Genomic DNA, 13,353 nt, shown 5'->3' with positions numbered 1-13,353 from the left:
GCGTGGCGGTCCGCCGCGGGGCGGGGCGCTGGTCAGGTCAGGTCAGGTCAGGTCAGGTCAGGTCAGGTCAGGTCAGGTCAGGTCAGGTCAGGTCAGGTCAGGTCAGGTCAGTAGACGGTGACGCCGTACCTGCTCAGGGCCTCTCTGACCGGCTGGAAGAACGTCGTACCGCCCGCGGAGCAGTCGCCGCTGCCGCCGCTGGTGAGGCCGAGGGCGGTGGTGCCGGAGAACAGCGCGCCACCGCTGTCGCCGGGCTCGGCGCACACGGTGGTCTGGACGAGGCCGGTGACCACGTCCCCGCCGCCGTAGTTCACGGTGGCGTTCACCCCGGTGACCTTGCCGCCGCGCAGCCCGGTCGTGCTGCCGCTGCGCTGGACGCGCTGGCCGACGGTGGGGTTGGCCGCCTTCCTGATGTCGCGCGTGGAGCCGTTGTGGAGGTTGACCGTCCCCGGGTGGGTCAGGGCGCGGTTGTCGTAGCGCACGAGGCCGTAGTCGTTGCCCGGGAAGCTGGACCCGACGGTCCCGCCGATCCTCGTACGGTGGTCGGACCCGGTGTACCAGGAGGGTTTGCCGTCGGTGCAGTGGCCGGCGGTGAGGATGAAGTACTCGCCCCTGGCGTTGCGCGCGTTGAACCCGGCCGAGCAGCGCCAGTCCGTCGCGTGGATGGCGTCGCCGCCGGCGCTCAGCGGGGCGAGGGTGCCCGGGGTGCGCTCGACGCGGATCGCGCCCGCGCGGTCGCCGGCCGCGTGCCGGAGACGGGATATCCCCGCCCGGCCGACGGTGCTGTCGACCGTCACGACAAGGGTGTTGGTGGCTTTGTCGACGTACCAGGCGGTGCCGGCGACGTCGGCCGAGCGGACCGCGTCACCCGCCGCGCTCGCCCGGGCCGCGGCGAGCTCGGTCGACGCGCCGGCGGCGGTGGCCTCCGCCGCCGGCGCGGCCAGGGCCGAGGCCGCGACCAGGGCACAGGCCACACCGACGGCACGGGTCCGGGTGTGGGAGCGGGGAGGGAGGGTGGTGCGCGTGTTCCTCAACTCTTCCTCCGAGGGAGTCGTGGGCCGGCCGTCCGGCCGGGCCCGGGTGGCACACGCCACGGGGCACGGCCGCACGACGGCGTGGCTGCCCGGCCACGATTCCCGTCCCCCCTGGCAAGCGCTGCCAGGAGTATTCGGGGTGAGCTCAGGGGCGCACAAGGGCGTACCGGCCGCGGCGGAAGCCCCCCGTCCGCCGCCCCGCCACGAGCGCCGGCCCCACCCGTCGCACGGCGCGCACCCGCCCCGGCGCCGCGCCCCGCGCTCGCCCCGCCCGGCTCGCGGCGGGCACCCGACGCCCCCGTCTCCGGCCACCCTCGTCCACCCCAGCACCACGGGTGGGCCGGCGCGGCGGGAATCCCTCCCGTCGCGCCGGCCCACCCGTCGGCCCGCCAGGGGCCCACCGTGTCCGCGCCCGCTAGCCCGCCGCGAGCGGGTTGCGCTCCCCCGCCGTGAGCGCGAACGGCAGCGTGTTGCCGGGCGGCGGGAAGGGGCACAGGAAGTGGTCGGTGAACGCGCACGGCGGCAGCACCGTGCGGTTGAAGTCGAGCGTCAGCTTCCCGTCGGCGCCCGGGGCTCCGGGCCGCAGGAAGCGGAACCGGTAGCTCCCGCCCTCGGCCCTGGCGCGCCCGCTGGTCGCGTCGGCGAGCACGATCCACAGCGAGCCGTCCCCCTCGTCCCCGGCCACCAGCGTGTGCTCCACGCCGTCCACCGTGAACACCACCTCGCCGGTCAGCCCAAGGCCCCGGCTGACCCCGTCGGCGTTGGCCACCCGCACGGTGCGGTCCTCGGCGTAGGGCCGGAACTGGGCGGGCACCGCCCACCGCTGCGCGTAGTCGAAGGCGTCGATGCCGGCGAACGCCCGCCGGGAGGCCGCGTCGGGGTCGAAGACGCGGACCGCCCACAGACCCTCGCGGCGCAGCACCACCAGGTGCCGGTCTCCGCTGGTGACCCGGGCGTCCAGCGGCCCGTGCTCGGGCCCGAGCCGGGCCTCGCCCTCCAGCGGGTGGCCGTCGACGGCGAGCAGGTCGGCGGCGGTGGCGGTGAGAACGAGTTCCTCGCCGTCCTCGGTCCACCGGCCGGGTACGCCGGGCAGCCGCCCGTCGGGCGCGTCGGCCAGCCAGTGGGTGCCGGTGACCGCGAGCGGGCCGTACGGCGCGGAGACCGTGTCCAGGCGCTCCTGCCGCCAGGTCCGCCAGTCCAGGGCCTGCGCGGAGGACTCGCCCGGCGGCCGCGTTCGGGAGGGGGCGTCCTCGCCCGGTGTCTCCCCTTCCGGGCCGGCGCCGGGTTCGAGGCCGCCGGAGGCGGTGCGGGTGGCCGCGGCCGGGTGCACCGTGACGCTCGGCCGGGCCGTGGCCGGGGGTCGCGTCGAGGTGGTGGCCGTGTCGCGCTGTGCCGCTGTGTCCGTCATGCTGCTGTGTCCTTTCGTGTGGGCTGGGTGAGCCCGAGGTGCGCGCGCAGGGTGGTGCCGGTGTACCGGGTACGGAACGACCCGCGCTCCTGGAGCAACGGCACCACCCGCTCGACGAAGTCGTCGAGCCCTCCCGGAGTCAGGTGCGGTATCAGGATGAAGCCGTCGGCGGCATCCGTCTGGACGAAGGTGTCCATCTCCTCGGCGACCGCCGCCGGCGTGCCGATGAAGGACTGCCGCCCGGTGGCCTCGATCACGGTCTGCCGGATGGACAGCCCCTTCTCCTCGGCCAGCGCGCGCCAGGCGGCGACGACGGTACGCGGATCGCCGTGCCGCACCCGCCCCAGGCTGAGCTGGGCGTCGTAGTCGGGCTCGACGTCCGGCAATGGGCCATCCGGGTCATATCGCGATAGGTCGAAACCCCAGATCTGCTCCAGTGTGAGCATCGCCGTCTGCGGCGAGATCTGCTGGCGGCGGATCTCGGCGGCCTTCTCCTGGGCCTCGGCCGCCGTGTCGCCCAGGGCGAACGTCACTCCCGGCATGATCTTCAGGTCCTCGGGGCGGCGCCCGTAGGTGGCCAGCCGCGCCTTGACGTCGGCGTAGAACGCGCGGCCCGTCTCCAACGTGCTGTGTCGGGTGAAGATCACGTCGGCGTTGGCGGCGGCGAACTCCCGGCCCTCGCTTGAGTCGCCGGCCTGGATGACGACGGGGTGGCCCTGCGGGCTGCGCGGGACGCTGAAGTGACCCTCGATGTCGAAGTGCTGGCCGTGGTGGGCGAAGGCGCCGGCGCGCGCGGCGCCCCGACCCGGCCCGGCGCCCGCCGGCCAGGAGTCCCACAGCTCGCGCGCGGTGGCCACGAACTCGGCGGCCCGCGTGTAGCGGTCGGCCCGGTCCAGGAAGCCGCCGCGTCGGAAGTTCTCGCCGGTGAAGGCGTCGGAGGAGGTCACCACGTTCCAGGCGGCGCGCCCCCCGCTCAGGTGGTCCAGCGTGGCCAGCCGGCGGGCGAGCTCGTAGGGCTCGTTGAAGGTGGCGTTGACGGTCGCGGCCAGCCCCAGGTTCTCGGTCACGGCCGCCAGCGCGTTGAGCACCGTGATCGACTCGGGCCGGCCGACGACGTCGAGGTCGTGGATGCGGCCGTTGTGCTCGCGCAGCCGCAGCCCCTCGGCGAGGAAGAAGAAGTCGAACAGGCCGCGCTCGGCGGTGCGCGCCAGGTGCGTGAAGGAGGCGAAGTCGATCTGGCTGCCGAAGGTGGGGTGGCGCGCGGGCGCGCGCCCGGCGGCCGTGTCGGTGCCGGCGGCGGGGTCCGCCGGCGGCACACTCCACACCGTCGTGTTGTTGACGCCGGGGAAGTGGGCGGCGAGGTGGATGGCTTTGCGCTCACCGCGCGGTGAGCCCGAACGGTCGGTCATTGCGGGGAAGCCTCCCTGGCGAGGGCGTAACGGTTGGCCGGGCGCGGCAGGCCCAGGTGTTCGCGGAGCGTGGCGCCGGGATAGAAGTGGCGCACCAGGCCGCGGTGTTGCAGCACGGGGACCGTGCCGTCCACGAGGAGGCGCAGGTCGCGCTCGGGGTCCCGGGGGCGGAAGTGGAAGCCGTCGACGATGCCGTCGGTGTGCCAGGACGCGGCGAACTCGGCCAGCGCGACCGCGTCGGCCGACGCGTCCAGGTCCACCGGCAGCGAGGCCAGCACGACCAGCCGATCCGGTTCCCGGCCAAGGTCGCGGGCCCGTTGGCGCAGGTCGGCGCGGGCGTCGCGGGCCACATCGGGGTCGTCGGTACGCACCAGGGCCACGTCGGCGTGGCGGGCGGCCACGTCACGGGCGTGGGCCGCGGTGGCGTCGACCGCGGTGACGGGGTGCCCCTGCGGTGGGCGCGGCACGGTGGAGGGTCCGCGCACCGAGAAGGTGGGGCTCTCGAAGTCGACGTAGTGCAGCTTGTCGCGGTCGACGAAGCGGCCGGTGGCCACGTCGCGGATCTCCGCGTCGTCCTCCCAGCTGTCGAACAGGCGCACGACGACGTCCACGACCTCGCCCACCTCGCGCCACAGCTCCTCCGTCGGGGCCGCCGAACGCCGGCCGATCAGCCGGGCGTCGGCCTCGGTGGTGGAGACCTCGGCGATCCAGCCGGCCCGCCCACGGCTGACCCAGTCCAGCGTGGCGATCTCGGTGGAGAGGTGGAACGGTTCGGTGTGGGTGGTGGTGAGCGTCGGCAGTAAACCGATGCGGTCGGTGGCGGGCGCCACGCGGGCCAGCACGCCGAGGGCGTCGAGCCGCCCGACGCCGGGCGTGGGCTGGCCGAGCGAGTCGTCCAGGGTGACGAAGTCGAAGGCGCCGCGTTCGGCGAGCCGGGCCCGCTCGACGACGGCGGACGCCGCTTCCGGCGCGCCGCCGTCGATGGCGACGGCCAGCCGTAGCGGACGGTTCAAGGGGGGCATGGGGGTCCTTACGGTCCGAGGTGGATGCGGTGGGTCGGCCTCGCGGCCCCGGCGGTGGGGGGCGGCCGGCGCCGGTCGGCGCCGACCCGGTCGGGCCACGTATGTGTCCGGCCTGGTCAGGCGCTCAGTCGCGCCGGTCCAGCGGCTTCGGTGAGCAGGTGCAGCAGGGCGCGGGCCACCGCGTCGTTCTGGCGTACGGCGGGGGCGCCGGTGCCCGGTCGCGCGAAGGCGGCGGCGACCCGGGCGTCGGTGGGTGCCCCGATCGCGAACCGGCGCGGGTGGGGCCGGCCGGCACGGTCGAGGACGCGGGCGTCCTCGGGGCGGACGGCGACCAGTCCGCCGGGGGTCACGCGCAGGCCGTCCGGGTCCTCCTCGTGCAGGGCGCGCAGCAGGCGGTCGCGGGAGCGGGCCACCGACGGGTTCGGCAGCCTGGCCTCGACCAGCGTGGCGGCCTCGACGGTGTGCCCGGGCACGGAGGCGCTGGTGGCCACGAAGGTGCCGCGCGCGGGGTCGGCCGCCACCGTCATGTCGGCGCCGACGAAGCGCAGCACCCCGGCCCGGGAGAGGGCCAGGAGCTGCCGCATACGCGGACCCGGCGGGCCCGAGGCGAGGTAGCTGAAGAACCCGTGCCACCACGGGCCGATGTCGCCCAGCCCCGCCACCTGCCCGTACACCGACAGCAGGCCGAGGAAGACGGCCAGGTCAGGGCTGTACGCCGGGTCATGACGACGTATCAGGTCGGCGGTGATGTACTCGCGCAGCCCCTCCTGGAGCGCGGCGGGCGAGGCGAAGGTGACACCGGCCAGCGGGCGGTCCAGGCGGACCAGGTCGAGCCGGTCGGCGGGGTCGGGCACGGCGTCGGCGACCAGCGCCGCCAGCTCCGCGCTGTCCACGTCGCACGCCGCGTACTTCTCCTCGAAGTCCGCCCACCGCGTGGTGGTCCGCTCGGGGTGGGCCGTGAACAGCCGGTGGTAGTGCACGTAGCCCAGTTCCTTGCGCACCAACGGCCACGCGTCGCGGGCGAAGTCGGCCGGCCGCTGCCGCCGGAGCGCCTCCGCGACCTGCTCGGGCCCGAAGAAGCGCGGCAGCGGTGGGAGTTCGCCGCTCCAGTCGTATCCGAGCTTGGCGTGGTAGGGCACGCCCCGGCGCGATCCGACGTAGAGCACCGGCTCCCGCCCCGACGGCCGGTAGACCAGCTCGGGCCCGCCGTCCGCCCCCTCGCCGCCGGGTATCTCGGCGTACGTGCCGCCCCGGCCCTCGGTCAGCAGGACCGTCAGGTCCACGAAGGCCAGCCCGAATCCGCGTACCAGCACCGGCTCCCCGGCGCGCACCGCGCGCAGGTCGCTGTCGGCGGTGTACTCGGGCGGCAGGTACGTCAGTCCGCGCCGGGCCGCGAACTCGCCCAGCGCCTCCTCCTCGGCGTCGGGTTCGGCGTCCAGGTGCCCGAGGGCGAGCACCACGGCCTCGGCGGCCAGCGGCAGTTCACGCCCCTCCAGCCACACCCGTTGCACCCCGTCACGCGGCCCGGTCAGTCGCACCGCGCGTCTGCGGTGCACGCGCAACTCCACCCCGGCCGGCAGCGCGGCCACCGCCCGCTCGTACACCCAGTGCAGGTACGCGCTCTGCAACCGTCGCGTCGCGAAGGTACGCCCGGTCAACACGGCGACCTCGGCGGCGAGTTCGGGCGCCAGCGGCACGCTGAGGCGCCCGGCGCGGATGTCCTCGGCCCACTCGGCGAGCGAGGGGCCGGAGTCCGGCGGGCCGTCCCGGTCGGCGTCCCAGCCGCGCGCCCCGTCGTCGAAGACGGACACGTCGGCCGCCATCGAGTTCATCCACAGCAGCGGCGACTGTCGCGGACGCCAGACCCGACCACCGCCCGGTGGGTACGGATCGATCAGGTGCAGTACCAGGCGCGAGCCCCACGGCGCGGTGGCGGCCCGGCCCGGGGGCGCGCCGCTCCCGGGGCGCCGGGGCCGTGTCTCGCCGAGGGGCGCGGGGCCGCCCAGCGGTGTCGGAGCGCCGGCCGGCGCGGGCACGAGGTCGGCGTGGGACAGCGACCGGGAGGCACGGGCGGCGATCCGGGCGATCAGGCCGACACCGCGCGGGCCCGCGCCGACGATCGCGATGGCCGGGGGCCGGGGGCGTCGGGGAAGAGGGGAAGTATCCGATGACACGGACATGCGAAGACTCCGTGGGTGCTCGGTTCGAGCACGCGTTCAGCCCACACACCGGTCGCGCCCCTCAGCACGATCGGACTCCGAGGCTATGCGGTGGCCACGGCCCGCTGTCAAGGCTGTCCATACTGTGAACAGCGCGTCTCAAGTCAGTTGACGGGCAAACGGAAGCCTGCTCCACTTGGCCCATGCATTCAAGGCAGCGCCTGGTCACCCGCGACCACATCGACTTCGGTCGGGTGTGGTCGTGTTCCTGTTCGGGCTGACCGCTGCCCCTGCGCGCGACAGCGCCCGCCCCTAGCGGCCCGGCCGCGCTCGCGCCCCCGTGACCTCAGTCGTCACGGCCCCAGCCACCCGCGGGTCTCGCGCCCCGCGTCCGCGTATTCAGCACGCGTCCACACACGGTTAGTGCTCGGCCTCCCCTCGCCTTGCTCTCCCCCGCTCCACTCCCACCCGCACCCGGGCCCGCCCCGCCCGGACACCAGCGCGGCTCCCACTCCGTACTCGCCCCGGCCCACCTCACCCTGACGTCGCCTCACCCCCGCCACGCCACCCGGCCCCGGCCTTCACACACCTCGCCACACATCCGCCCAGCCCCACCGGCCAACGCCTCCCGGCCTGACCCACACACCCACACACCCGACTCGTCCCCGACCCGTGCCCGTCGCCGCGAACGCGGTACGCGAACGGGCGGTCGGGATGCCGCGCGATGCCGCGCGCCCCGACCGCCCGCCTCGCCGCCTCAGCAGCCGCAGTCGCAACACTCACAGCACTCGCAACATTCACAGCACTCACAGCACTCGCACTTGTGGCACCAGCCACCACGGCTGTCGCCGCTCCACGGGTCGTGGTACTCCTCGCGACAGCACAGCTGGCAGGTGCAGCACAGGCCGAGCCAGACCGCACAGCCGGGAACCAGGGAGCGCCGGCGCGGCGGACGGCCGGGCGAGCCGTGGCCGTCGCCGCCACCCCCGCCTCCGCCACCGCCGAACCAGTCGCCGTCCGACCCGCCGTGGCCGGGCCCCGGGTGCAACGGCTGGGGCGCGCCACCGGCGCCGTGGGGCGCGTTCAGCACGCCGTACGGAGCGAACGGACCGTCACCCCGCGCCGGCGGCGCGCCGTGGGGCTGGGCGTACGGGTTGCCGTGCGGCTGTTGGGCGCCGGGGCCGTGCTGGCCCGGGTGCTGGCCCGTCGGATGCGCACAGCTCGACCCGAACGCCCGGTCCACGGAGTACCGCAGCTCGTGTGCGAGCAGGACGTGCGCCAGCTTGCCGTCGGTGAACTCCACGTCCTTGAGGGCCAGCCGCACGCCGTGCACCGCGTCGTCGCACAGCCGCCGCGCCTCGGTCAGCGACGCGCCGGTGGCCAACAGCGGGTTCCACGCGCCGGTGCGCGCGTCCTCGTCCAGGTCCTCCACCGCGTCGAGCAGGTGGGCGAGGCGCCCGAAGAGCCGTCCCACCTCCGCGAGCGGCGCTCGGTTGCCCGGCCGGCCGGCCAGGTCCGCGGTGTGCGCGAAGGCCGCCGCGGTCGCCGTCTCGGTCGGTTCGGTGATGGTCAGCAGCGGAGTGCCGTGAACGGCGAGCGCCTCGATGCCCGTCTGCCGGTCCACCGCGTCCACCAGGACGGCCGTGTCGAAGCCGAGGTCGGAGCCGGTGAGCGCGCCCGCCCGGTCCCAGCGGGTGGCCACCCGGCGGGCCGCTGCGGCCACCGGGCGGCGGGCCAGCACGCCGTCGCCGTCCGCGATGTGATCCCTGACCTTGGCCGACGCCAGGACCAGCGACACGGCCGCGGCCAAGCGCGCGCCCTCCCCCCGCGCGACGGGCGCGGTACGCATCCCGCGGAGCGGACACGGCCCGGCGTTGCGACGCCCGGCCGCGCGCTCGGCGTCCGGCGACTGGGCCTCCACCAGGACGGAGATGATCAATCCGTCATAGTTGGTGGCCACCCGGGCGAACTGCCCGTGATCGGCCCGCAGCGCCAGACACAGGCCACACATGTGGGCCATCCAGTCCGTGCGAAGACGATCCGACAAGCGGTGCCGACATGGTCGGACAATCCCAAACAAAGCTTCCCCGTTCCCCCGTACGCCGCGTGGCGTCACTCATTTAGCCGGCGAGTCTAACTACCATGCCGTCAGGCCCCTTGCATGGGAGGAACTCTGATTTCTGGGCAGGCGTTGTGCACCAGTACCGTCACGAATCCCCTGTGCGGCGGCAATCCGCTTGGCACATCATCTACATGATGGCCGACCATAGAGGAGCGGACAGTACCCACCGCATGTGAGAGGAGGCGTCCATGGGATCGGTGCGCAAGGCGAGTGCCTGGCTTGGCCTCGTCGACGACAGCGATGATGAGCGCTACTACGATGACGACTACTCCGAAGGCCCCGAGCCCGGCGACGCCTGGGCGACCGACCCGCGGGTGCGGGTCGCCGACCAGGCCGCGCAGGACCAGGGCTCGCGCATCGCCACGGTCACCCCGGACGGCTTCCGGGACGCGCGGGGTATTGGCGAACTCTTCCGCGAGGGCATCCCGGTCATCGTGAACCTCACCGCCATGGAGCCCGCCGACGCCAAGCGCGTCGTGGACTTCGCGGCCGGGCTCACCTTCGGACTGCGCGGCTCCATCGAGCGCGTGGCCACCCGTGTGTTCCTGCTCACGCCGCCCGACTACCAGGTCGTCAGCGGCGAGGCCCGCCGCGGCAACAGCGGCTTCTTCAACCAGAGCTGACCTGGCGGCGTGCGCGGACCAGCGCACGCCGCCGGGCCGGGTCCGGCCCCCGGCGCCTCGCCCAGCGCCCGGCCCCGACCCAGCGGCCCCGTGTCACCGTCGGCCCCGACATCGCGGGGCGCCGTCACCACCAGCCTCGACGTCGCGGCCCCCGTCGCCGCGACTCCGGTCACCACAGCCGCCGTTTTTACGGCGTCCGTCACCACGGGGCCCGTCAACACGGCGTCCGTCACCGAAAGGCATCGAGCCCGGTGAGGGCCTTACCCAGCACCAGCTGGTGCATCTCCACCGTGCCCTCGTACGTCAGGACGGACTCCAGGTTGGTGGCGTGCCGCATCACCGGGTACTCCAGCGAGATGCCGTTCGCCCCGAGGATGGTGCGGGCCGTACGGCAGATCTCGATCGCTTCCCGTACGTTGTTGAGCTTGCCGAAGCTGACCTGCTCCGGCCGGAGCCGCCCGGCGTCCATCCGGCGACCGAGGTGGTGCGCCAACAGAACGCCCTTGTGGAGTTCCACCGCCATGTCGGCGAGCTTGGCCTGGGTGAGCTGGAAGCCGCCGATGGCCTTGCCGAACTGCTCGCGGGTCGTCGCGTAGTCCAGGGCCGCGTGAAAGGAAGAGCGCGCGGCGCCCATCGCGCCCCAGACGATGCCGTAGCGCGCGTGGCTCAGACAGCTCAGCGGGCCGCGCAGCCCGGTGACCTCGGGGAGTACCGCGTCGGCCGGCAGCCGCACCTGGTCCAGGACCAGTTCGCTGGTGACCGAGGCGCGCAGGGACCACTTGTGGTGGATCTCGGGTGCGGAGAATCCGGGTGTGTCGGTGGGGACGACGAAGCCGCGGATGCCCTCGTCGGTCTGGGCCCACACGACGGCGACGGCGGAGACCGAACCGTTGGTGATCCACATCTTGCGGCCGGTGAGCACCCAGTCGGAGCCCTCGCGCCGGGCCGTGGTGCGCATGCCCGCCGGATCGGAGCCGTGGTCGGGCTCGGTCAGACCGAAGCAGCCGATCGCCTCGCCCGCCGCCATCGCCGGCAGCCACCGCTGCTTCTGCTCTTCGGAGCCGAAGCGGTGGATGGCGTACATGGCCAGCGAACCCTGCACCGAGACCAGGGAACGGATACCGGAGTCGGCCGCCTCCAGCTCCAGGCAGGCCAGTCCGTACTGCACCGCGCTCGCGCCCGCGCAGCCGTAGCCCTGAAGTGACATGCCGAGCGCGCCGATGGCGCCCAGCTCCCGGGCCAGCTCGCGGATGTCGGGCAGCTCGCCGCGCTCGTACCAGTCGGCGATGTGGGGCAGGACACGGTCCGAGGCCCACCGGCGGACGGTGTCGCGCACCGCGAGGTCCTCGGGCGCGAGGAGGTCGTCGATGCCCAGCGGGTCGGTTGGGTCGAACGGTGGCAAGGTGCGCGCGGACATGAAAACAGCCTCCGGCTCGGGTGCGGGTCTGTGTCCGGGTCCGGCGGCCGGGGCCCGTACCGCCTCGGCGACCGGGGTGATCATCCCGTGGCACCTGACGCTACTTCCGGGTACGAGACGGCGTCCAGCCCCCGAGACGGCGGCGACGCGCCTGCCGCTCGGCCGTGTGTCGCGCGGAGTTGCGGATCGACGCGGCCCGGTCAGCGGTGCGCGGGCGAGGCGGCCTGGGCCGGGTCGGCGGGTGGTGCGAGGCCGGCGCCCGCACCCGGTGCCGCGGGGTGCTGGCGGCGGTGCGGCACCGATGGCCCGTCACCGCTGGCGGGGATCGTTGTCGGCGGCGCGGCCGGGCTCGCGGTGCGCTCGTCGGTGGGGGCATCGGCGACGTCCATGGTGCGGGGCAGGTACAGCGCGGCGAGCGCGCCGAGCAGCAACAGGCCGGCGCTGACCAGCAGCGTGACGTGCAGGCCGGTGACGAAGGAGTCGCGGGCAGCCGCCCGCAGGCTCGCCCCGGCCGGACCGCCGAGACCGCCCGCGACCTCGTACGCCTCGCCGAGGGAGTGGCTGGCGGCCCGGGCGGATTCCTCGGGTATGCCCGGTGTCGCGGCGACCCGGGGAGCGTAGGCGGCGTTCATCACGCTGCCCAGGAGCGCGATGCCCAGGCCCGCGCCGAGCTGGTAGGAGGTCTCGCCGATGGCGGCGGCGCCGCCCGCACAACGGGCCGGCGCCTCGCTGAGCATCGACTCGTACGCGCCGAACAGGGTGGTCTCCAGGCCGAAGCCGAGCAGGACGAAGCCGCAGACCAGGACGGCCGGGCGATCGTGCTGCCCCATGGCGGTCAGCAGCGACACGGCGCCGGCGGTGGTCACGAAGCCGAGGGCGACCATGGTGCGCGGGCCGAGCCGGTGCAACATCCGCGAGCCCACGAGGCCGGCGGCCATGGCGGCGAAGGTGAGCGGCAGCAGCCGCAACCCGGTCTCCAGCGGGGTGAGCCCGAGGACGAGTTGCAGGTACTGGGCGGCTATCAGTTCCAGTCCGACCAGGGCCAGCATCGCCAGGACGACACAGCCCACGGCGGTGCCGAAGGCCGGCCGGGCGAACAGGGTCAGGTCCACCAGCGGGTTGCTCCGCCGTCGCTGGCGGCGGACGAAGAGCACCAGCAGCGCCCCGCCCAGCAGCGTCGGGGCGGCGGTCCCGAACTCGACCAGGCCCTGGCCGTTGCCCATCCGCTTGACCCCGAGAACCGCGCCGAACAGGCCGAACGCCGCCATCAGCGCGCCGAGCACGTCCCAGGGCCCGTCGCCGTCGCCGGTGGACTCCGGCAGCAGCCAGCGACCGACGGGCAGGGCGGCGACCATCAGCGGGATGTTGATCAGGAAGACCGAGCCCCACCAGAAGTGCTCCAGCAGGAACCCACCGACCAGCGGTCCGGCAGCGGCGCCGACCGCCGCGACCGCGCTCCAGACACCGATGGCGACGGCGCGCTCGCGCCGGTCGGGGAAGACCTGGCGCAGGATCGACAGGGTGGCTGGCATGATCATCGCTCCGCCCACGCCGAGCAGGGCCCGCGCCACGATCAGCACCTGCGGCGTGCTGGCCAGCGCGGCCAGCGCGGAGGCCAGCCCGAAGAGCGCGTACCCCAGCAGCAGCACGCGCCGGCGGCCCACCCGGTCACCGAGGGTGCCGAAGAGGATCAGCAGGGAGGCGCACACCAGCGGATAGGCGTCCACGATCCACAGCAGCTCCATGGAGCCGGGGCGCAGATCCTCGCTGACGGCCGGGACCGCGACGTGCAGCACGGTCGCGTCCACGGCGACCAGCAGCAGACTCACGCACAACACGACGAGTACGAGCCAACGGTCTCCGCCGCCGCTCGCCTCGCGCCAGCGCGCGGCACCGGGTCCGAACCGGGAAACGCCCGCTGACCGCCGATCGCCGGTCGTGGTCGTCCCGGTCATAGAGGTACCTCCCTGTGGTGCGCTCGCGGCGCGGGCCGGCGCGGGACATGACGTCGGCATGACGTCAGGAAGGCGGTCCGGTGGCCCTGCGGGTCGGGCGAGTGAGACGTCAGCGTACGCGAGTCCCCCGTTGCCACGCGTACCTCGGCCTCCCTCGAACCCCCGCCCTCATCACACCTTTTGAGGCTTACGCCGCTTTCGCTC

At 74.3% G+C, this 13,353-nt stretch carries 9 protein-coding genes; 1 reads left to right on the top strand and 8 read right to left on the bottom strand.

What is annotated here, in order from left to right; genetic code table 11:
- Positions 1 to 107 precede the first annotated feature (107 nt).
- The 6 genes from ACFVFR_RS27465 to ACFVFR_RS27440 all read right to left on the bottom strand — a co-directional run bounded on the left by ACFVFR_RS27465 (position 108) and on the right by ACFVFR_RS27440 (position 9,112).
- Complete coding sequence (locus tag ACFVFR_RS27465) at positions 108 to 1,034, bottom strand: S1 family peptidase (protein WP_383706429.1); 927 nt, start codon at positions 1,032 to 1,034, stop codon at positions 108 to 110.
- A 415-nt stretch (positions 1,035 to 1,449) separates the two neighbouring features.
- Positions 1,450 to 2,442, bottom strand: coding sequence for a DUF1684 domain-containing protein (locus tag ACFVFR_RS27460; protein ID WP_383706427.1), 993 nt, complete (start codon positions 2,440 to 2,442; stop codon positions 1,450 to 1,452).
- Positions 2,439 to 3,851: an NtaA/DmoA family FMN-dependent monooxygenase gene (locus ACFVFR_RS27455; protein WP_383706425.1), complete on the bottom strand. Its 1,413-nt coding sequence runs from the start codon at positions 3,849 to 3,851 to the stop codon at positions 2,439 to 2,441. Before ACFVFR_RS27455 ends, ACFVFR_RS27460 begins: the two co-directional genes overlap by 4 nt.
- On the bottom strand, positions 3,848 to 4,873 hold the full coding sequence (locus ACFVFR_RS27450; RefSeq protein WP_383706423.1) for an LLM class flavin-dependent oxidoreductase: 1,026 nt from the start codon (positions 4,871 to 4,873) through the stop codon (positions 3,848 to 3,850). The genes ACFVFR_RS27455 and ACFVFR_RS27450 overlap by 4 nt, the downstream gene beginning before the upstream one ends.
- A 116-nt stretch (positions 4,874 to 4,989) precedes the next feature.
- Positions 4,990 to 7,053, bottom strand: a complete 2,064-nt coding sequence (locus ACFVFR_RS27445) for an FAD/NAD(P)-binding protein (protein WP_383706421.1) — start codon at positions 7,051 to 7,053, stop codon at positions 4,990 to 4,992.
- A gap of 736 nt (positions 7,054 to 7,789) precedes the next feature.
- The gene (locus ACFVFR_RS27440) at positions 7,790 to 9,112 is read right to left on the bottom strand and encodes a DUF5685 family protein (RefSeq protein ID WP_383706419.1); all 1,323 of its coding nucleotides are present in this window, start codon (positions 9,110 to 9,112) and stop codon (positions 7,790 to 7,792) included.
- 230 nt (positions 9,113 to 9,342) lie between these two features.
- On the opposite strand from ACFVFR_RS27440, the gene ACFVFR_RS27435 reads away from it, so the two are divergent.
- Positions 9,343 to 9,777 (top strand): cell division protein SepF, encoded by a 435-nt coding sequence (locus ACFVFR_RS27435; protein ID WP_383706417.1) that lies wholly within the window; start codon positions 9,343 to 9,345, stop codon positions 9,775 to 9,777.
- Positions 9,778 to 10,006: 229 nt separating this feature from the next.
- On the opposite strand, the gene ACFVFR_RS27430 is transcribed toward ACFVFR_RS27435, so the two are convergent.
- Both ACFVFR_RS27430 and ACFVFR_RS27425 read right to left on the bottom strand, forming a co-directional pair.
- The gene (locus ACFVFR_RS27430; protein ID WP_383706415.1) at positions 10,007 to 11,194 is read right to left on the bottom strand and encodes an acyl-CoA dehydrogenase family protein; all 1,188 of its coding nucleotides are present in this window, start codon (positions 11,192 to 11,194) and stop codon (positions 10,007 to 10,009) included.
- 200 nt (positions 11,195 to 11,394) lie between these two features.
- Entirely contained in the window at positions 11,395 to 13,149 is a 1,755-nt protein-coding gene (locus tag ACFVFR_RS27425) for an MFS transporter (protein ID WP_383706413.1), read from the bottom strand.
- Positions 13,150 to 13,353: the final 204 nt, after the last annotated feature.

The sequence above is a fragment of the Streptomyces sp. NPDC057702 genome, assembly GCF_042799315.1.
Lineage (GTDB): Bacteria > Actinomycetota > Actinomycetes > Streptomycetales > Streptomycetaceae > Streptomyces.
The sequence above is the reverse complement of the archived record's forward strand: the minus strand, read 5'-3'. Positions and strand labels throughout refer to the sequence as shown.

What these genes read in the sequence shown, in the direction of transcription:
- ACFVFR_RS27460 (WP_383706427.1), bottom strand. Translation starts at nt 2,442, where the DNA reads ATGACGGACACAGCGGCACAGCGCGACACGGCCACCACCTCGACGCGA.
- ACFVFR_RS27455 (WP_383706425.1), bottom strand. Translation starts at nt 3,851, where the DNA reads ATGACCGACCGTTCGGGCTCACCGCGCGGTGAGCGCAAAGCCATCCAC.
- ACFVFR_RS27450 (WP_383706423.1), bottom strand. Translation starts at nt 4,873, where the DNA reads ATGCCCCCCTTGAACCGTCCGCTACGGCTGGCCGTCGCCATCGACGGC.
- ACFVFR_RS27445 (WP_383706421.1), bottom strand. Translation starts at nt 7,053, where the DNA reads ATGTCCGTGTCATCGGATACTTCCCCTCTTCCCCGACGCCCCCGGCCC.
- ACFVFR_RS27435 (WP_383706417.1), top strand. Translation starts at nt 9,343, where the DNA reads ATGGGATCGGTGCGCAAGGCGAGTGCCTGGCTTGGCCTCGTCGACGAC.
- ACFVFR_RS27430 (WP_383706415.1), bottom strand. Translation starts at nt 11,194, where the DNA reads ATGTCCGCGCGCACCTTGCCACCGTTCGACCCAACCGACCCGCTGGGC.
- ACFVFR_RS27425 (WP_383706413.1), bottom strand. Translation starts at nt 13,149, where the DNA reads ATGACCGGGACGACCACGACCGGCGATCGGCGGTCAGCGGGCGTTTCC.